The sequence below is a fragment of the Amycolatopsis plumensis genome (genome assembly GCF_042652605.1).
Lineage (GTDB): Bacteria > Actinomycetota > Actinomycetes > Mycobacteriales > Pseudonocardiaceae > Amycolatopsis > Amycolatopsis plumensis.
In genome coordinates this window covers 4,190,491-4,206,673 of sequence record NZ_JBHSJY010000001.1, presented here as the reverse complement: position 1 = coordinate 4,206,673, position 16,183 = coordinate 4,190,491, and the positions used below count along the sequence as shown (strand labels likewise).

Here is a 16,183-nt window from a genome sequence, read left to right as displayed (position 1 = left end):
GGTCGATCCTGCCGACCCGCCACCGCGGCGACGCGGTCGAGACACTGTAGCCAATACCCCATCCGGGGTCCGCCACGCGTCGGGGTTGAGCGTGATCCAACCCACATTTTCGCCGGTCAGACCAGGTGCGAGGTGTCGTTGACGAGGCGGACCGAAGCGTTCCCGTCCGGGTAGAACTCGACGATCGACAGCGACGCCAGGTCCAGGTGCAGCCGGAACAGCAGCTGCGGACCGGCGTCGAGGCCCATCCGGAGGAGGGTCTTGATCGGCGTCACGTGGCTGACCAGCACCAACGTCTTGCCACCGTGCTCGGCGATGAGCTCGTCGCGGGCCTTGCGGACGCGCCGGTGGACGACGTCGAAGCTCTCCCCGCCGGGCGGCGGCACCGAGCTGTCGCCCAGCCAGGACCGGTGCAGCTCCGGGTCGCGGTCGGCCGCCTCGGCGAAGGTCAGGCCTTCCCACTCGCCGAAGTCGGTCTCGATCAGGCCGGGGTGGGTCTCGACGCGGCCGCCGAGCGCGTCGGCGACGGCCTGCGCGGTCTGCTTCGTGCGGGTGAGCGGCGAGGAAATGATCGGGACGGCCTCGCCGTCGACCACCAGGCCGTCCGTCGCGGCCAGGCGCTTCGCCGCCGCGGCGGCCTGCGTCCGGCCCAGCTCGGTCAGCGGGACGTCGCCGCGGCCGGAGTAGCGCCGCAGCGCCGACATCTCGGTCTGACCGTGGCGGAGCAGGAGCAGCCGGGTCGGGGTGCCCTGGGCGCCGGTCCAGGCCACGGCCGTGCGGTCGGGCTTGCGGGTCGGGAGCTTCGGCTTGGCGGCCGGGTCGGCGGGGGCGCCGGTGCCGGGGTCCACGGCTGCGCCGGTCTTCGCGGCGGCCGCGGTCCTTCCCGTCGGGCCGGGGCGGCCGGCGGCGGGCCTGCCGGTGGCCGCGTCCATGGCCTCGTTGGCCAGCCGGTCGGCGTGGGAGTTCTGCGCCCGCGGGATCCACTCGTACTTGACCCGGGAGAAGCCCGCGGCCAGCGCCTTGGCCCGCTCGGCCAGCGGCTGCATGTCCGGGTGCTTGATCTTCCAGCGCCCGGACATCTGCTCGACGACCAGCTTGGAGTCCATCCGGACGTCCACAGTGGACGCGCCAAGCTCGGCCGCGGCGGTCAGCCCGGCGATCAGGCCGCTGTACTCGGCGACGTTGTTGGTGACCACGCCGAGGCTTTCCTTGCGCTCGGCGAGGACGTCGCCGGTCGCGGCGTCACGGACCACCGCGCCGTAGCCGGCCGGGCCCGGATTGCCCCGGGAGCCGCCGTCGGCTTCGACGATGACGTGCGAGGTCACAGACCCGACTCCAGGGTCCGGACCAGGATCGCGCCGCAGTTCTCGCACTGGATGACGTCGTCCTCCGGCGCGGCCTTGATTTCGTTGACGGTGTTGCGGTCGAGCTCGAGCTGGCAGGCACCGCAGCGGCGGGCCCGCAGCAGCGCGGCCCCGATGCCCTTGTGCTCGCGGACGCGCTCGTAGAGCTTGAGCAGCGGCTCCGGGAAGCGCGGCACCAGCTTCTCGCGGTCTTCGGCGCGGCGCGCGCGAGTGGTGTCGAGGTCCTTGAACGCCTCGTCACGGCGGGCGATCGCGGCGGCGACCTCGGCCTCGGCCTTGTCGACCTCGGCGCCGGTGCGCTGCGCGTCCAGGCCGAGGGCCTCGCGCTGCTCCATCAGCTCCAGCAGGTCGTCCTCGAGCGCGCTCTGGCGGCGCTCCAGTGACTGCAGCTCGTGCTCGATGTCGGTCATCTGCTTCGAGTTGACCGAGCCCGACGCCAGGAGCTTGCGGTCGCGGTCCTCGCGGGCGCGCACCGACTCGATCTCCTTCTCCTGCCGGGCGATCTCGCGGTCGAGGTCGGAGGCGGCGGTCTCCACCGAGACGAGCGCGTCGCGGCGCTCGCGGACGGTCTTCTCCCCCGCGTCGATCTCGGCCAGCTCGGGCAGGGTGCGGCGGCGGTGCGCGGTGCGCGAGAGCTCGGCGTCCACCTTGGCGAGCTCGAGCAACTGGCGCTGCACGGCGGGTTCGGCCTTCACGGTGCTCCTCTTAGCTAGATGTGCGCTCGGCGCGGACGGTCCACGGGTCGGTGCACCGCGTGGACACGTGAACGTCGACGTTACCCGCAAACGCCTGCGCCACGAGCGCCGAGGCTTGCCCGCACCAGGGCCACTCGCTGGCCCAGTGGGTCAGCCCGACCAGCGCGGGCACCGGGCCGCGGCCCGCGAGGTGCTCGCCGGCGGGGTGATGCCGCAGGTCGGCGGTGACGAAGGCGTCGACACGAGCCTCGGTGGCCTGCTTCAGGTAGGAGTCCCCGGCGCCGCCGGACACGGCGACGGTGCGGATCGAGCGGTCGGCGTCGCCCGCGCCGAGCACGCCGGGCACGGTCGCGGGCAGGGCGTCGGCGACGCGCTGCACGAAGGCCGAGAACGGCTCGGGCTCGGGCAGTTCGCCGATCCGGCCGATGCCGGTGACGCCGTCGGCCTTCGGCTCCAGGGGTCCGGTGACGCGGAGCCCGATCGCCTGGGCGAGCGCGTCCGAGACGCCGGGGTCGGCGGAGTCGGCGTTGGTGTGCGCGCAGTAGAGCGCGATGCCCTCGCGGATCATCCGGTGGACCAGCGCGCCTTTGGCGGTGTCGGCGGGCACGCCGTGCACACCGCGCAGCAGCAGCGGGTGGTGCGCGACGATCAGCTGCGCGCCGAGCTCGACGGCTTCGTCGACGGTCTCGGCGACCGGGTCGACGCAAAACAGCACGCGGCGCACGGGCTCGGCGGGGTCACCGCAGACGAGGCCGACGGCGTCCCACGACTCGGCGAGCGCCGGCGGGTACGCCCGTTCCAGCACGGAGATGACTTCGGAAATGGCGCGCACGCGGTGATTTTCGCATGTACCCTCGCGGGCCATGCGCCTTCGGTCCTTGCTCGGCACGGTGACGGCGGCGCTCGCCGCATCCGTGCTCTTCGCAGCGCCCGCATCGGCTTCGGAGTCGCTGTGGCGGCTCACCGACCTGGCGGCCCGGCGCGTCGCGATCGCCGACCAGGTGGCGGCGGCCAAGTACGGCACGCCGTCGCCGATCGACGACCCGGTGCGGGAGCAGCAGATCTACGACTCGGTGGCCTCGCGCGCCCCGGGCCTCGGCCTCGACCCGGCGGACGCGGTGCGGTTCTTCCGCGCCCAGATCGAGGCGAACAAGCTGGTGCAGCGCGGCCTCTACGCACGCTGGGACGCGCATCCCGCGGAGGCGCCCACGACCCGCCCGGACCTCGGGCAGATCCGCCCGGTGATCGACGGGCTGAACACGAACCTGCTGACGGAGCTGGCGGCGACGACCGCCGTCCGTGCTTCGCGGTCGTGTCCGGTCCGGCAGCGGGTGGCGGCGGACGTGGCGGACCTCGTCCACCGGTTCGACGTCCTGCACGCGCAGGCTCTGGGCGAAGCGACGTCGGCGACCTGTTCGGAATAGGGGCGCCCCGGCGGCGGCAGGCCGCCGTGGCGCCGGGTCGGCTCAGTTGCAGTTGCCGCAGCAGCCGCAGCCCTGGCCGGTGCACTTCGAGCAGCACCCGTGCATGATCGCTCTCCTTCCGGTTCGCGTCCTCGCCCGATCGACGCTAAGTGCGCCCCGCGGGCCGCGGATACCGCCGAGCGGGCGGGTGACCGGGTGAACCCGGCGGTTACGCACCGGCCTCCCGCCGCGTGCGCCAAGCGGCATCACGCGTGCTCAGCGAGGCATCACCCGTGACTGGCGGGGCATCACCCGTGACTGGAGGGGCATCACCCGTGACTGGAGGGGCATCGCGCTGATGCCCGCTCAATCACGCGTGATGCCCGCCCGATCACGGCTGATGCCTGCCCGATCACGTGTGATGCCCCGCTGATCACGATGGCCATCGAGCGGGCGGGGGACCGGGTGAACCCGGCGGTTACGCTCGCGGATGTGACGCACATCGTCTTCGTCTGCTCCGGCAACATCTGCCGCTCTCCGATGGCCGAGCTGGTGTTCCGGGCCCATCTCGCCGACGCCGGCCTCGACGACGCTGTCCGCGTGACGAGCGCGGGCACCGGCCCGTGGCACGCCGGGGAGCCCGCCGACAAGCGCGCCCGCGCGACGCTCAAGGCGCACGGCTACCCGACCACGCACGTCGCGTCCGAGGTGTCCGGCGAGGACCTGGCCGCCGATCTGCTGCTGGCCGCGGACGAGGGGCACCTCGAGTTCCTGCGGGCGCGGGTCGAGGACCCTGCGAAGGTGCGGTTGCTGCGGTCGTTCGACCCGTCGGCCCCCGAGGGCGCCGAGGTCCCGGACCCCTATTACGGCGGCGACGACGGCTTCGAGGACGTCCTCGGCATGATCGAGCGCGCGGTGCCCGGTTTGCTGGATTGGGTGCGTTCGCGGGGGTAGAGGTCACAGCCCGCGCAGGCAGGCGGGCGGCACGGGCTACCGTGGTGGGGTGCGGTTGCGGTTCCTGCTCCGGCCCGGGTGGCTGGCTCTGACGGCGGTGGTGTTCACCTTCGCCGTCTGCTGCTTCACGCTGCTCTCGCCGTGGCAGTTCAGCCGCAACAGCGAGCGCGAGCAGCAGAACGCCGCGCTGGAGACGTCGTTCACCGCCGCGCCGGTGCCGCTGGCGCAGCTGCTGCCGCCGGGGAGCGTGCCCGGTCAGCGCACCGAGTGGCACCTCGTCTCGATCACCGGCCAGTACCTGCCGGACAAGGAGGTCGTCGCGCGGCTGCGGACGGTCCAGGGCGAAGGCGCGTTCGAGGTGCTGACGCCGATGCGGACCACCGACGGCACGGTCGTGCTGATCGACCGCGGCTACGTCCGGCTGGACAGCAAGTCGGCCGCGCTGCCGTTCGCCCCGCCGCCGCCCGGGACGGTCACGGTGACGGCCCGGGTGCGCGCGGACGAGACCGACCCGAAGAACCGCGACGCCTTCGCCGACGCCTCGACCGGCGGGCGGCTGCAGAGCTACGTCGTCGACTCCCGCGTGGTGGCGCGGGCGGGCGGGCTCGACATCCGGCCGGGCTACTTCCAGCTCGACGTCGGCCAGCCCGGCGTGCTCGGCGCCCTGCCGCTGCCGCAGACGGACTCGGGGCCGTTCCTGTCGTACGCGCTGCAGTGGATCGCGTTCGGCGCGATGGCGCTGCTCGGCTGGCTGTACTTCACGGTCCGCGAGCTGAAGCCCGGCGGGGCGCTGGACGCGTCCGCGGCGCCTTCGCGCCGGAAGTCCGTCGCGGAGATCCTCGCGGAAGACGAACTGGCCGAAAGTGGCCATCAGAAGTAGGCCGGAAATGGCCCTGTGATGAGGCCACTTGGGATCGTGATACTCGGGTGATGTTGATCCACCCGTGGGACGCGTCCGCCTCCGACCGGGAGTGGCGCGAATGGCTGTCCACCCGCGACTTCGGCCAGCTGATCGCCGGCGGCCGCGGCCGCGACCTCCCGGTGGTGACCCCGGCGCACTTCGCGTTCGACGGCGACCGGACGATCGTCACCCACCTGGCCCGGCCGAACCCGATCTGGCCGCTGCTGGAGGAGCACCCGCGGGCCCTGGTGACGGTGATCGGCGACTACACGTACATCCGCGCGGACTGGAACGCGACGGCGGACCCGGCGTACGGCGTACCGACGTCGTACTACGCGACGGTGCAGGTCGAGGGGGACGTGCGGCTGGTCGACGATCCGGAGGAGAAGGCGGAGCTGCTCGACAGGCAGCTGCGGCACTTCGAGCCGGACGGGGCCCGGGCCCCGGTGAGCGCGGCTCGCGACGCGCCGGATCGGCGGTCGCTGCCGGGGATTCGCGGAATCGAGTTCACGATCACGGGAGTTCGGGCGAAGTTCAAGTTCGGCGGGAACCGGTCGGCGGAGGAGAGGGAGCGGATCGGGGCGCGGTTGGCGGAGCGGGGTGGGCCGTTGGATGAGGAGGCTTTGGCCCAGCTGCGGCGGCGGGGCTGAGAGGGGGCAGGCTCCCTCCCTTTCTCGGCAGGTTTGGGCAAAGTCGCCGCGCCCTTTCAGGTGCCACACCGGCGTGAACGCCGTGAATGACTCATTCCTGGCGTCCCACGCAGTGAATGAGTCATTCACTGCGCCACCGAGCACCCCCGCGAAAGTCAGCGGCGCCCGAACCCCGAAACCACCGCAACCACCACCGAGGTCGCCCCCGCCAGCCAGCCCACCACCCGGGACAGCTCCACCGCGCGCGTGACGTGTCCGGCGTCCGGGTTCCGGCCCACGCCCAGCACCGGCAGCTCCAGCACCCCGTGCGGGTACACCGTCCGGCCGCCGACGCGGACTTCCAGCGCTCCGGCGAAGGCCGCCTCCACGCGGCCCGCGTTCGGGCTGGGGTGGGCGATCGTGTCGCGGTGCCACGCCCGCCACGCGCCGCCCGCCGAGCCGCCGACCACCGGGGCCGCCACCACCGTCAGCGCCGCCGCCACGCGGGTGGGCAGCAGGTGGACCAGCTCGTCCGCGCGGTCCACCGCCCAGTGACCGCGGCGGCCCGCGCGTGATCGGCGCAGCAAGCTCACCGCCCGCGCTCCCAGCAGCCCCGGGACGCCCGCCAGCGCTCCCCACACCAGCGGGGCCACCACCGCATCCGACGTGTTCTCCGCCAGCGTTTCCACCGAAGCCCGGGACAGCGCGATCGCGCCCAGGCCGTCCGCCACCCGGGGGTCCAGTTCGGACAGTGTGGCGCGCGCCGGCTCGAAGCGGCACTCCTCCAGGTCGCGGGCCAGTTCCGTGCCCTGCTGGGCCAGGCCCGCCGCACCGAGGACGGCCCACGTCGTCACCGCCGTCGCCGAGGCCTGCAGCAGGGGGCGGCCCCGGCTCGCTCGCTCCAGCAGCGCCCCAGCGGCCACCGCCGCGGCGGCGGCCAGGACGCCCGAACGGTGCGGGAGCCCGCGGAACGCCGTCACCGGGAGGCGACGGCGGGGGTCGCCGAGAGCGCCGTCAGCCGCCACGCCCAACACCAGTCCGATCGCGCGCGCCGCGCTCACCCGTGCCCCCCCGGCGGAAGAAACTCCAGTTTCGACAGGAGGCTACTCGCTCTCGGGAGCGCCGTCCGCCACCAGGGCGGCGATCTCGTCGCGCGCCTGGACGACGATGTCGCGCATCGCCCGCTCCGCCCGGTCCGCGTCCCCGGCGGCCACCGCCGCGGCCACCGCCACATGCAGCGCCACCGCTTCGGGCTGCGGCTCCGGCGGCATCAGGCCGTGCCCGGTGCGCCCGGTGAGCACCTCCGCGACGACCTCCGACAGCTGCCCGAACATCGGGTTGCGGGACGCGGTCAGCAGCAGGTCGTGGAAGGCGATGTCGAACCCGAGGAACGCCGAGAGGTCGCGGGCCCGGGCCGTCCGCGCCAGCCGCTCCCCCAGCGCGCCCAGGCGGCCGCGCTCCTCCGGCGTCGCGCGCAGGGCCGCGTACCGGGCCGCGCACGGCTCGATCGCCGACCGGAGCTCGTTCAGCGTGGCCAGCGCCGCCGGGCGGGCGGGGCCGTCGAGCTGCCAGCGGATCAGGCGCGGGTCGTAGTGGTTCCACTCCGCCGGATCGCGGACGATCACGCCGACCCGGCGCTTGCTGCTGGTCAGCTGCATCGTCTCCAGCACGCGGACGACTTCGCGGGCCACGGTCCGCGAAGCACCGAAGCGTTCTTGAAGGTCTTCCGAGCGCAGCACGGTGCCCGGGACCAGGGATCCGTTCGCGATCGCCGCGCCGAGGGCATCCAGGACCTGCTCGTGTCTCACCCGGTCAACTTAGCCGTCTGATTCGATTAAGTAGTACTTCATCTTGAATAAGTAGTACTTTTGAGTTTGACTCACCTGGGCACAACGAAGTGGGAGGTGCGGATGACCGTCATCGTGGTGATGGGGGTGTCAGGCTCCGGGAAGACGACGATCGGCACGGCGCTCGCCGGGGCCCTGGGCGTCGAGTACGCGGAAGCGGACACGTTCCATCCGAAGGCCAACATCGACAAGATGACCGCCGGCACGGCGCTGACGGACGAAGACCGCGCGCCCTGGCTCGAAGCCATCGCCGGCTGGATCCGCGAGCACCAGGACACCGGCGGCGTCGTGACGTCGTCCGCGCTCAAGCGCCGGTACCGCGACGTCCTGCGCACCGGCGGCGACGTCTGGTTCGTCCACCTGCAGGTCGACCGCGCGCAGCTGGCCGAACGGATGAAGACCCGGAAGGGCCACTTCATGCCGGTGTCGCTGCTGGACTCGCAGCTCGCCGACCTCGAACCGCTCGAGCCGGACGAGGCCGGCGTCGTCCTCGACAACTCCAGCGGCACTCCGGAAGAGGTCACCGAAGCCGCACTGACCGCCTTCCGGGAGCACGCGTGAACGCCGTCCTCGCCGCCGGCTGGACCGGCCACGACACCCGCCTGATCATCGCGACCGTCGTCGCGATCGCCGTCATCGTCGTGCTGATCACGAAGGTGAAGCTGCACCCGTTCCTGTCGCTGGTGCTCGGTTCGCTGGTGCTCGGCCTGACCGCCGGGATGCCGGTGGACAAGCTGCTCAAGAGCTTCACGAACGGCGTCGGCAGCACGGTCGCGTCCGTCGGCATCCTCATCGCGCTCGGCGCGATGCTCGGCAAGCTGCTGGCCGACTCCGGCGGCGCCGACCAGATCGTCGACACCGTGCTCGGCAAGGCCCGCGGCGCCGCGCTGCCGTGGGCGATGGCGCTGGTGGCGGCCTTGATCGGGCTGCCGATGTTCTTCGAGATCGGGCTCGTCATGTTGATCCCGGTCGTGCTGCTCGCGGCCAAGCGCACCGGGAAACCGTTGATGCTGCTCGGAATTCCGGCCGTGGCCGGGCTGTCGGTGCTGCACGGGCTCGTTCCGCCGCACCCCGGGCCGCTCGCCGCGGCGGGGGCGTTGAACGCGAACGTCGGCGTCACACTGGCGTTCGGTCTGCTCGTCGGCATCCCGACGCTGGTCGTCACGGGCCCACTGTTCGGTCGCTTCGCCGCGAAGCTGGTGCCGGACGCGCAGCCGCCGGAGCGCCTGATCCCGGAACGCCCCGACACGGACAAGCCGCGGCCGAGCTTCGCCGCGACGCTCACGACGGTGCTCCTGCCGGTCGTCCTCATGCTGGCGAAAGCCCTCTCGGACATCCTGCTGGCCAAGGACAACCAGGCGCGCAAGATCCTCGACTTCGTCGGCGACCCGCTGATCGCGCTGCTGGCCGCGGTGCTCGTGGGCATGGTGCTGCTCGGCCGCCCGGCGGGCCTCGACCGCGCCCGGCTGTCCACTGTGCTCGCCGAGTCACTCGGCCCGATCGCCGGGATCATCCTGATCGTCGGCGCGGGCGGCGGCTTCAAGCAGACCCTGGTCGACGCCGGTGTCGGCGACGTCATCACCGGGCTGGCCAAGGACGCGCACCTCTCGCCACTGCTGCTCGGCTGGCTGGTCGCGGTGGCGATCCGCCTGGCGACGGGCTCGGCCACGGTCGCGACCGTCTCGGCGGCGGGCATCGTGGCACCGCTGGCCGCGACCATGGACCCGTCGCACAGCGCGCTGCTGGTGCTGGCGATCGGCGCCGGGTCGCTGTTCTTCTCGCACGTCAACGACGCCGGGTTCTGGCTGGTCAAGGAGTACTTCGGACTCTCGGTCGGCCAGACGCTGAAGAGCTGGTCGGTGATGGAGACGCTGATCTCCGTGGTGGCGATCGCGCTGATCCTCCCCCTGTCCCTCGTGGTCTAGACAACGCAACTTTCCCTATGAAAGTGCCGTCGGAGGTTGCCTCCGGCGGCACTTTCATAGGGAAAGTGCGGAGTGGCGGGCGTTGACATGTGACCATTTGGTCACCTATTCTCGCTCACGTGCCCGACGACGACCTGGTGTTCAAGGCGCTGGCGGATCCGACCCGCCGGTTCCTGCTCGACCTGCTCTTCGAACGTGACGGCCGCACGCTCACCGAGCTGGAGACCCAGGTGGAGATGACCCGCTTCGGCGTCATGAAGCACCTGAAGCTCCTGGAAGAAGCCGGGCTCGTCGTCGCACGCAAGGAAGGCCGCGAGAAGCGGCACTTCCTCAACCCCGTCCCGATCCGCCAGATCCACGACCGGTGGATCGACAAGTACACCGAGCGGCACGTCACCGCGCTCCTCGACCTCAAGAACGAGCTGGAAGGCGAAGAACCATGACCGACACCGTGCAGGTCTACCGCGTCTACATCAAGGCGTCGCCGGAGCGCATCTGGGACGCCATCACGAAGCCCGAGTGGACGGCGAAGTACGGCTACACCGGCCTGGTCGACTTCGACCTGCGGCCCGGCGGCAAGCACCGCACCCATCCGACGCAGGCGTTCATCGACGCCGGGATGACCGGCGACCTCGTCGACGGCGAGGTCCTCGAAGTCGACCCGCCGCGGAAGCTGGTGCTCACCTGGAAGCTGCTGATGGCGCCCGGGGACGTGAGCGAGGAGCCCTACACGACGCTCACCTACGAGATCGAGGAGTCCAAGACCGCCGGCACCCGGCTGACCGTGACCCACGACGTCACCGGCGCGCCCACGATCGCCGGGATGGTCAGCGGCGCCTACGAGCGGCTCGACGCGCCGCCGAACGAGAACGCCGGCGGTGGCTGGGCCTGGATCCTCTCCGACCTCAAGACGCTGCTGGAGACCGGCGACACCATCGTCCCCGCGCCGTGAGGTGGGTCTGGTGGCCTGTCTCGCGCCGCTTCGAGGCAGGCCACCAGAGTCTTCAGACGCGCTGGGTCGCCGCCTTGAGCGCCGCCTTCGCGGCCTCGGAAGCGCCCAGCGTGTCGAGTCCGAACAGCGCCGCGCCCACCACCGGGTTCACGTCGACGACACGGACCACCGCGCGCGGTGCCACCTTCAGGCACCGCTTCTCGATCTCCGCGATCACCGGCGCGCCGACCCCGGTCAGCACGCCGCCGCCGAGCACGATCTCCGGGGCGTCCTCGGTGAGGTCCAGCTCGCGGAGGATCACCGCGGCGAACACGCTGACCTCCTCGACGAACCGCGTCACGATGTCCTGCGCGACCTCGTCCCCGGCCGCCGCGACCTCGAACAGCAGCGGGCACAGGCCGTGGATCGACACGGGGTCGATTTCCTCGAAGTGCAGGCCCTGCACGACGTCCAACAGCGTCGGCTTCTCGAAGTAGGCCGCCACCGCCGGCATCAGCGCGGTGCGCGGACCACGGCCGTCTTCGGCGCGCACGGCCCACCACAGGGCCTCTTCGCCGAGCCGGTAGCCGCCGCCCCAGTCGCCGGAGATCTTGCCCAGCGCGGGAAAGCGGTGCACGCGGCCGTCCGGGCCGACCCCGGCGCCGTTGATCCCGGCACCGCACACGACCGCGACCCCCACCCCCGCGCTGCCCGCCCGCAGCAGCGCGAGGGTGTCGTTCCCGACGGTCAGGGTGTCGCTCCAGCCGCGGGCCGCGAGAGCCGCGTGCAGCGCCTCTTCCTCCCGGGGGAAGTCGAGCCCGGCCAGGTACGCGGAGGTGTGCACGGCGAACGGCTTCTCTCCGAAGCTCGGGTACGCCTCCAGCACCAGTTCTTCCAGCGCCGCGACACAGGCCGCGACGCCGATGTTCTGCGGCGACGCGCCGGGGCCGCGGGACTTGCCCAGCACCACGCCGTCTTCCGAGATCACCAGGACCTCGGTCTTGCTGTTGCCGCCGTCGATCGCGATGACTGCAGGCTTCATCCGCGGGCCCAGGGCAGGTACTCGCGGTTGATCTGGACCAGCGAATCGGCCAGCGTGTCCGCCTTCGAGTACTGGCCGACCAGCGGGTGCGCCAGCAACGCGTCCGCCACGCGGTCGCGACCGCCCTTCAGCGCCGCTTCCAAAGCCAGGAACTCGTAGGACGTCGTCGCCGCGATGAGCCCGGCGAACCGCTGCTCGACCGGCGGCTGCGGGATCGGCGTCGCGCCCTGCGAATCCACAGTGGACCGTGCCTCGATGACGGCGTCGTCCGGGAGGAACGGGAAGGTGCCGTCGTTGCGGACGTTCACCACGTGCTCCTCGGCCGGGCCGCCCGCGGTCAGCGCGTGCACCAGCTGCACGGCCGCCTCCGAGTAGTACGCCCCGCCGCGCTTTTCGAGGGACTCCGGCTTGGTGTTCTGGTCCGGGTCCAGGTAGATCTTCAGCAACTCTTCCTCGACGTCGGAAACGACGTCCGCGCGCGGACGTTCGGTGCGCTGCTTGGTGACCTGTTCGTCGTGCGCGTAGAAGTACTTCAGGTAGTACGACGGCACGACGTTCATCCGCCGCAGCCACTTCTCGGGCACGCTGACCTCGTTGGACAGGTAGTCCAAGTGATTCTCCAGCAGCTCCGGCAGCCGGTCGACGCCGTCGACGAGCGCGCCGCGCTCCCAGCTCAGGTGGTTGAGCCCGGTGTGGACGAGCTTGACGTCGTCCGCGCCGACCCCGAGCAGCCGCCCGAACTGCCGCTGCAGGTTGATGGCCACGTTGCACAGGCCGACCGCGCGGTGGCCCTCGTTGAGCAGCGCGCGCGTGACGATGCCGACCGGGTTGGTGAAGTTGACGATCCACGTGTCGTCACCGGCGATCTTGCGGACGCGGTCGGCGATGTCCAGGACCACCGGGACCGTGCGCAGCGCCTTCGCCAGGCCGCCGGCGCCGGTCGTCTCCTGGCCGACGCAGCCGCAGGCGTGCGGGAACGTCTCGTCGGAGCGCCGCGCCCGCTGGCCGCCGACGCGCAGCTGGATCAGCACCGCGGAAGCGCCGTCGACGCCCTCCTCCAGCGACTGCGTGGTCTTGATCCGCGCCGGGTGGCCGGCGTGGTCGAGCAGCCGCTGGCTGAACCCGCCGACCGCCTCCACGCGGTAGGTGTCCGGGTCGACCAGCACGATCTCGTCGACGTCCAAAGTGGACCGGCGGCCGGCGATCCCGTCGATCAGCTCCGGCGTGTAGGTGGACCCGCCACCGACGACTGCCAGCTTCATCCCTTGACCCCCGTGAATGTGATGCCCTTGACGAACGACTTCTGCGCGAACACGAACAGCACGATCACCGGCGCCATGATCAGCGCGGTCGCCGCCATCGTCATGTTCCACTCGACGTGGTGCATGCCGCGGAAAGAGGCGATGGCCAGCGAAAGCGGCCAGTGGTCCTGGTTCTCGCCGGTGTAGAGCAGCGGCCCGAAGTAGTCGTTCCAGGTGAACAGGAAGCAGAACATGGCGGTGGCCGCGATCCCGGGTTTGGCCATCGGGATGAGCACGCGGTACATCGCCTGGAACTCGTTGCAGCCGTCGATCTTCGCCGCTTCGAGGTAGTCCTTCGGAATGGTGAGGAAGAACTGCCGGAGCAGGAAGATCGAAAACGCGTCGAAGAAGAAGTACGGCACGATCAGCGGCACCAGCGTGCCGGTGAGGCCCATCCGGACCCACAGGTCGTACAGCGGCACGACGGTGACCTGCGGGGGCAGCAGCATCGCCGCCACGGTCAGCATGAAGAACAGGTTCTGCCCGCGCCACTTGAGCTTCGCCAGCGCGTACGCCGCCGGAATCGCCGACAGCAGCGCGCCCGCCGTCGCCAACGCCGAATACAGCAGGCTGTTGCCGAAGTATTCGAGCAGCGGCGCCTTCTGGAACACCTTGACGAAGTTCTCGAAGTGCCATTCGCTCGGCCACAGGCTCGCCGTCATCGCCTGGTCGCTCTTCATCACCGCGGTGAGGAAGACGAACAGGATCGGCAGCATGAAGATCACGCCGAGCGCGATCCCGATCGCGTGGGTGGCGATGAAGGCCAGCCGCTTGTCCCAGTTCCGCTTGAACTTGGTCCTCGGCGGCACGCCCGCCGTTTTCTGCGGCGCTTCGGCCAGCGCGGTCATGCCCCCTCCTCCTGGTGCTGGGACTTCCGCAGCTGTCGCACGAGAATCCACGTGAACCCCGACGACACGATGAACAGCAGCACGGCCATCGCTGCCGCGTAGCCCATGTTGAAGTAACGGAAGCCCTGCACGTACAGCCAGATCGGGTAGGTCAGCGTCGAGTTCTGCGGCGCCCCGATGAGTTTCGAGTTGCCCGCGACGTCGGCGGTGCCCGCACTGGCGGACGACGCCACGATCGCCTGGGTGAAGAACTGCAGCGCGTAGATGATCGAGTTGACCACGCCGAACAGCAACACCGGCGAGATCGACGGGAGCGTGACGTGCCAGAACCGGCGGACCGGGCCGGCGCCGTCGAGTTCGGCGGCTTCGTACTGCTCGGCGGGGACGTCCAGCAGCGCGGCCAGGATGATGATCATCAGCTCGCCGGAGCCCCACAGCGCCAGCAGCGTCAGTGCGGGCTTCGACATCTCCGGGCTGTTGAACCACAGGCCGCCGTCGATGCCGACGAGCCGCAGGAACCGGTTGACCGGCCCGAACTCCGGGTTGAACACGAAGACGAACGCCAGGGTGGCGGCCGCGGGCGGGGCGAGGGTCGGCAGGTAGCACAGCGTCCGGACCAGGCCGACGCCCGACTTGAGCCGCGCGATCACCGACGCGATACCGAGGGAGAACACCACGCGGCAGACCGTCAGGACGACCACCAGCCACAGCGTGTTGTACGCGGCCGTGCCCACCAGGGGCTCGGTGGTGAACATCCGGATGTAGTTGTCGAAGCCGATGAACTCCGGCGGGTTGATCAGGTCGTAGCGGGTGAAGGAGTAGTAGACCGTGGCGATCAGCGGGTAGCCGAAGAAGATCAGGAACCCGATGAACGCCGGGGCCATGAAGAACAGGACGGTCCGGCGGCGCTTGGCCCGGCGGGCCCCCGCCCGCGCCGTTGCCGGCGCGGACGGGGAGGCCTTTTCCGCGAGGGTGGACGTCATCCGCCCGCGCCCTTCTGCTTGAGCTCGTCGTCGATCTGCGCGTCGACCTTCTTGAGGCCTTCGGTCAGGTCGGGCACCGAACCGGCCTGCCACTTCTCGGCGAAGTCGTTGACCGCCTTGAGGTGCGCGTCGCCGATCGGGGTGGTCTGGTTGGCGACCAGCTTGCCGCTGTCGTAGATGTCGAGGAACGTCTTGAACTGCGGCTGCAGGTCCAGCTTCGGCGAGGTCAGCGACGCCTTGGTGCTGGGCACGTTCTTCAGGCCGTTGGCCATGTCCACCAGCGTGTCGGTGTCCAGGGTGACCTGCTTGATGAGCTCCCACGCGGCGCCGGGGTTCTTGGCGCCCTTGGGGATGGCGATGATGGTGCCGGTGGTGAAGCCGCCGCCGTAGTGGTCGGCCATGCTGTCGAGCACCGGGGCGGGCGCGGTGCCGTAGTTGACGTTCGGCGCCTGGTCCTTGAGGAACGCGGTGCGGAACTCGCCGTCGTAGATCATCGCCAGCTTGCCCTTGTGGAAGCCGTGGTCGGCGGAGTACTCGTCACCGAGGCCGGCCTTGAACTGCTCGACCTTCTCGTGCCCGCCGTAGAAGTCGATCAGCTGCTTCTGGAACTCGAACATCGCCTTCCAGCCGGGGTTGGTGGCGAGGTCGGACTTGCCGTCCGGGCCGAGGAAGGGCGCGCCGAAGTTCGGCGCCCAGTACTGGGCCTGGTTGGCGTAGAACGGCATCGAGGGCAGGAAGCCGGCGACCTTGATCGAGCCGTCCGGGTTGAACTCGGTCAGCTTCTTGGTCGCCTCGAACAGCTCCGACGTGGTCTTCGGCGGCGAGGTGATGCCCTTCGCCGCGAACATGTCCTTGTTGTAGTAGAGCCCGTAGACGTCGGCGAGCATGGGCATCGCGCACCGCTTGCCCTGGTACTCGGTGTAGTTGCGGACCGCGTCCGGGATCTGGGTCAGGTCGATCTTGTCGCGCTCGATGTAGGGCTTGAGGTCCTGGAAGCTGCCGGTGGAGCACCAGGCGCCGAGGTTGTCGGTGTAGAAGGAGATCGCGACGTCGGGTGGGTTGCCGCCGCGGATCGACTGGGTGAGCTTGTCGTCGTCCTGGTTGCCCTCGTGCTTGATCTCGATGTTCGGGAACTTCGCCTTGAGCTTGTTGAGGCCCGCGGTGACCACGCCGTACTCGCGGTCGGTGAACTTGGAGTACACGGTGATCGTGAGCTTGTCGTCCTTGCCGGGGGCAGCCGCGGCGTCCTTGGTGGACGGTGCGGCGGCGCCGGAACAGGCGCTGGTCAGCAGGACGGACGCCGCGGCGGCGGCCACCAGCAGGGCGCCACGGCGGGTCCGGGTGGTCGGGGGCATGGCCC

18 protein-coding genes are annotated in these 16,183 nt (G+C 70.8%); 8 read left to right on the top strand and 10 right to left on the bottom strand.

Annotated elements, in window-relative coordinates:
* Positions 1 to 116: 116 nt before the first annotated feature.
* From ACFPLC_RS20440 to ACFPLC_RS20430, 3 genes are read right to left on the bottom strand one after another with little or no spacing between them, the layout of a single operon-like run.
* Complete coding sequence (locus ACFPLC_RS20440; RefSeq protein WP_378205221.1) at positions 117 to 1,325, bottom strand: bifunctional RNase H/acid phosphatase; 1,209 nt, start codon at positions 1,323 to 1,325, stop codon at positions 117 to 119.
* Positions 1,322 to 2,059, bottom strand: a complete 738-nt coding sequence (locus tag ACFPLC_RS20435; RefSeq protein WP_378205223.1) for a zinc ribbon domain-containing protein — start codon at positions 2,057 to 2,059, stop codon at positions 1,322 to 1,324. Before ACFPLC_RS20435 ends, ACFPLC_RS20440 begins: the two co-directional genes overlap by 4 nt.
* Positions 2,060 to 2,069: 10 nt before the next feature.
* Positions 2,070 to 2,891, bottom strand: a complete 822-nt coding sequence (locus ACFPLC_RS20430; RefSeq protein ID WP_378205226.1) for a Nif3-like dinuclear metal center hexameric protein — start codon at positions 2,889 to 2,891, stop codon at positions 2,070 to 2,072.
* 31 nt (positions 2,892 to 2,922) lie between these two features.
* Here ACFPLC_RS20430 and ACFPLC_RS20425 point away from each other — a divergent pair, with 31 nt between their 5' ends.
* The 4 genes from ACFPLC_RS20425 (at position 2,923) to ACFPLC_RS20410 (ending at position 5,967) form a co-directional block, all read left to right on the top strand.
* Positions 2,923 to 3,483, top strand: a complete 561-nt coding sequence (locus ACFPLC_RS20425) for a chorismate mutase (protein ID WP_378205229.1) — start codon at positions 2,923 to 2,925, stop codon at positions 3,481 to 3,483.
* Positions 3,484 to 3,954: 471 nt separating this feature from the next.
* The gene (locus ACFPLC_RS20420; RefSeq protein ID WP_378205232.1) at positions 3,955 to 4,416 is read left to right on the top strand and encodes a low molecular weight protein-tyrosine-phosphatase; all 462 of its coding nucleotides are present in this window, start codon (positions 3,955 to 3,957) and stop codon (positions 4,414 to 4,416) included.
* Between the two features lie 49 nt (positions 4,417 to 4,465).
* On the top strand, positions 4,466 to 5,296 hold the full coding sequence (locus ACFPLC_RS20415; protein ID WP_378205235.1) for an SURF1 family cytochrome oxidase biogenesis protein: 831 nt from the start codon (positions 4,466 to 4,468) through the stop codon (positions 5,294 to 5,296).
* A 50-nt stretch (positions 5,297 to 5,346) separates the two neighbouring features.
* Positions 5,347 to 5,967, top strand: a complete 621-nt coding sequence (locus tag ACFPLC_RS20410; protein ID WP_378205238.1) for an FMN-binding negative transcriptional regulator — start codon at positions 5,347 to 5,349, stop codon at positions 5,965 to 5,967.
* 155 nt (positions 5,968 to 6,122) lie between these two features.
* On the opposite strand, the gene ACFPLC_RS20405 is transcribed toward ACFPLC_RS20410, so the two are convergent.
* Both ACFPLC_RS20405 and ACFPLC_RS20400 read right to left on the bottom strand, forming a co-directional pair.
* A complete protein-coding gene (locus ACFPLC_RS20405) occupies positions 6,123 to 7,007 on the bottom strand; it encodes a cobalamin biosynthesis protein CobD/CbiB (protein ID WP_378205241.1) in 885 nt (294 codons plus the stop codon).
* A gap of 42 nt (positions 7,008 to 7,049) precedes the next feature.
* A complete protein-coding gene (locus ACFPLC_RS20400) occupies positions 7,050 to 7,754 on the bottom strand; it encodes a FadR/GntR family transcriptional regulator (protein WP_378205244.1) in 705 nt (234 codons plus the stop codon).
* A 102-nt stretch (positions 7,755 to 7,856) separates the two neighbouring features.
* On the opposite strand from ACFPLC_RS20400, the gene ACFPLC_RS20395 reads away from it, so the two are divergent.
* From ACFPLC_RS20395 to ACFPLC_RS20380, 4 genes are all read left to right on the top strand, one after another.
* Complete coding sequence (locus ACFPLC_RS20395) at positions 7,857 to 8,354, top strand: gluconokinase (RefSeq protein WP_378205247.1); 498 nt, start codon at positions 7,857 to 7,859, stop codon at positions 8,352 to 8,354.
* Positions 8,351 to 9,718 (top strand): GntT/GntP/DsdX family permease, encoded by a 1,368-nt coding sequence (locus ACFPLC_RS20390; RefSeq protein WP_378205250.1) that lies wholly within the window; start codon positions 8,351 to 8,353, stop codon positions 9,716 to 9,718. The genes ACFPLC_RS20395 and ACFPLC_RS20390 overlap by 4 nt, the downstream gene beginning before the upstream one ends.
* A 119-nt stretch (positions 9,719 to 9,837) precedes the next feature.
* Positions 9,838 to 10,161 carry an ArsR/SmtB family transcription factor gene (locus ACFPLC_RS20385; protein ID WP_003092533.1) on the top strand — a complete coding sequence of 108 codons (324 nt, stop codon included), beginning with the start codon at positions 9,838 to 9,840 and terminating at the stop codon, positions 10,159 to 10,161.
* Positions 10,158 to 10,670, top strand: a complete 513-nt coding sequence (locus tag ACFPLC_RS20380) for an SRPBCC domain-containing protein (RefSeq protein WP_378205253.1) — start codon at positions 10,158 to 10,160, stop codon at positions 10,668 to 10,670. The genes ACFPLC_RS20385 and ACFPLC_RS20380 overlap by 4 nt, the downstream gene beginning before the upstream one ends.
* Positions 10,671 to 10,722: 52 nt before the next feature.
* On the opposite strand, the gene ACFPLC_RS20375 is transcribed toward ACFPLC_RS20380, so the two are convergent.
* Genes ACFPLC_RS20375 through ACFPLC_RS20355 form a run of 5 tightly spaced genes read right to left on the bottom strand, consistent with a single transcriptional unit; the run spans position 10,723 to position 16,178 of the window.
* Positions 10,723 to 11,691, bottom strand: coding sequence for an N-acetylglucosamine kinase (locus tag ACFPLC_RS20375; protein WP_378205256.1), 969 nt, complete (start codon positions 11,689 to 11,691; stop codon positions 10,723 to 10,725).
* The gene (locus ACFPLC_RS20370) at positions 11,688 to 12,953 is read right to left on the bottom strand and encodes a 6-phospho-beta-glucosidase (RefSeq protein ID WP_378205259.1); all 1,266 of its coding nucleotides are present in this window, start codon (positions 12,951 to 12,953) and stop codon (positions 11,688 to 11,690) included. Before ACFPLC_RS20370 ends, ACFPLC_RS20375 begins: the two co-directional genes overlap by 4 nt.
* A complete protein-coding gene (locus ACFPLC_RS20365) occupies positions 12,950 to 13,840 on the bottom strand; it encodes a carbohydrate ABC transporter permease (protein ID WP_378205261.1) in 891 nt (296 codons plus the stop codon). The genes ACFPLC_RS20370 and ACFPLC_RS20365 overlap by 4 nt, the downstream gene beginning before the upstream one ends.
* Positions 13,837 to 14,823: a carbohydrate ABC transporter permease gene (locus tag ACFPLC_RS20360; RefSeq protein ID WP_378205264.1), complete on the bottom strand. Its 987-nt coding sequence runs from the start codon at positions 14,821 to 14,823 to the stop codon at positions 13,837 to 13,839. Before ACFPLC_RS20360 ends, ACFPLC_RS20365 begins: the two co-directional genes overlap by 4 nt.
* Positions 14,820 to 16,178, bottom strand: a complete 1,359-nt coding sequence (locus ACFPLC_RS20355; protein ID WP_378205267.1) for an extracellular solute-binding protein — start codon at positions 16,176 to 16,178, stop codon at positions 14,820 to 14,822. Before ACFPLC_RS20355 ends, ACFPLC_RS20360 begins: the two co-directional genes overlap by 4 nt.
* Between the last annotated feature and the right edge of the window lie 5 nt (positions 16,179 to 16,183).

Bases quoted from the DNA above. Each gene is read 5' to 3' on its own strand.
- ACFPLC_RS20425 (WP_378205229.1), top strand. From the start codon at position 2,923: ATGCGCCTTCGGTCCTTGCTCGGCACGGTGACGGCGGCGCTCGCCGCA.
- ACFPLC_RS20410 (WP_378205238.1), top strand. From the start codon at position 5,347: ATGTTGATCCACCCGTGGGACGCGTCCGCCTCCGACCGGGAGTGGCGC.
- ACFPLC_RS20395 (WP_378205247.1), top strand. From the start codon at position 7,857: ATGACCGTCATCGTGGTGATGGGGGTGTCAGGCTCCGGGAAGACGACG.
- ACFPLC_RS20380 (WP_378205253.1), top strand. From the start codon at position 10,158: ATGACCGACACCGTGCAGGTCTACCGCGTCTACATCAAGGCGTCGCCG.
- ACFPLC_RS20375 (WP_378205256.1), bottom strand. From the start codon at position 11,691: ATGAAGCCTGCAGTCATCGCGATCGACGGCGGCAACAGCAAGACCGAG.
- ACFPLC_RS20370 (WP_378205259.1), bottom strand. From the start codon at position 12,953: ATGAAGCTGGCAGTCGTCGGTGGCGGGTCCACCTACACGCCGGAGCTG.
- ACFPLC_RS20365 (WP_378205261.1), bottom strand. From the start codon at position 13,840: ATGACCGCGCTGGCCGAAGCGCCGCAGAAAACGGCGGGCGTGCCGCCG.
- ACFPLC_RS20360 (WP_378205264.1), bottom strand. From the start codon at position 14,823: ATGACGTCCACCCTCGCGGAAAAGGCCTCCCCGTCCGCGCCGGCAACG.
- ACFPLC_RS20355 (WP_378205267.1), bottom strand. From the start codon at position 16,178: ATGCCCCCGACCACCCGGACCCGCCGTGGCGCCCTGCTGGTGGCCGCC.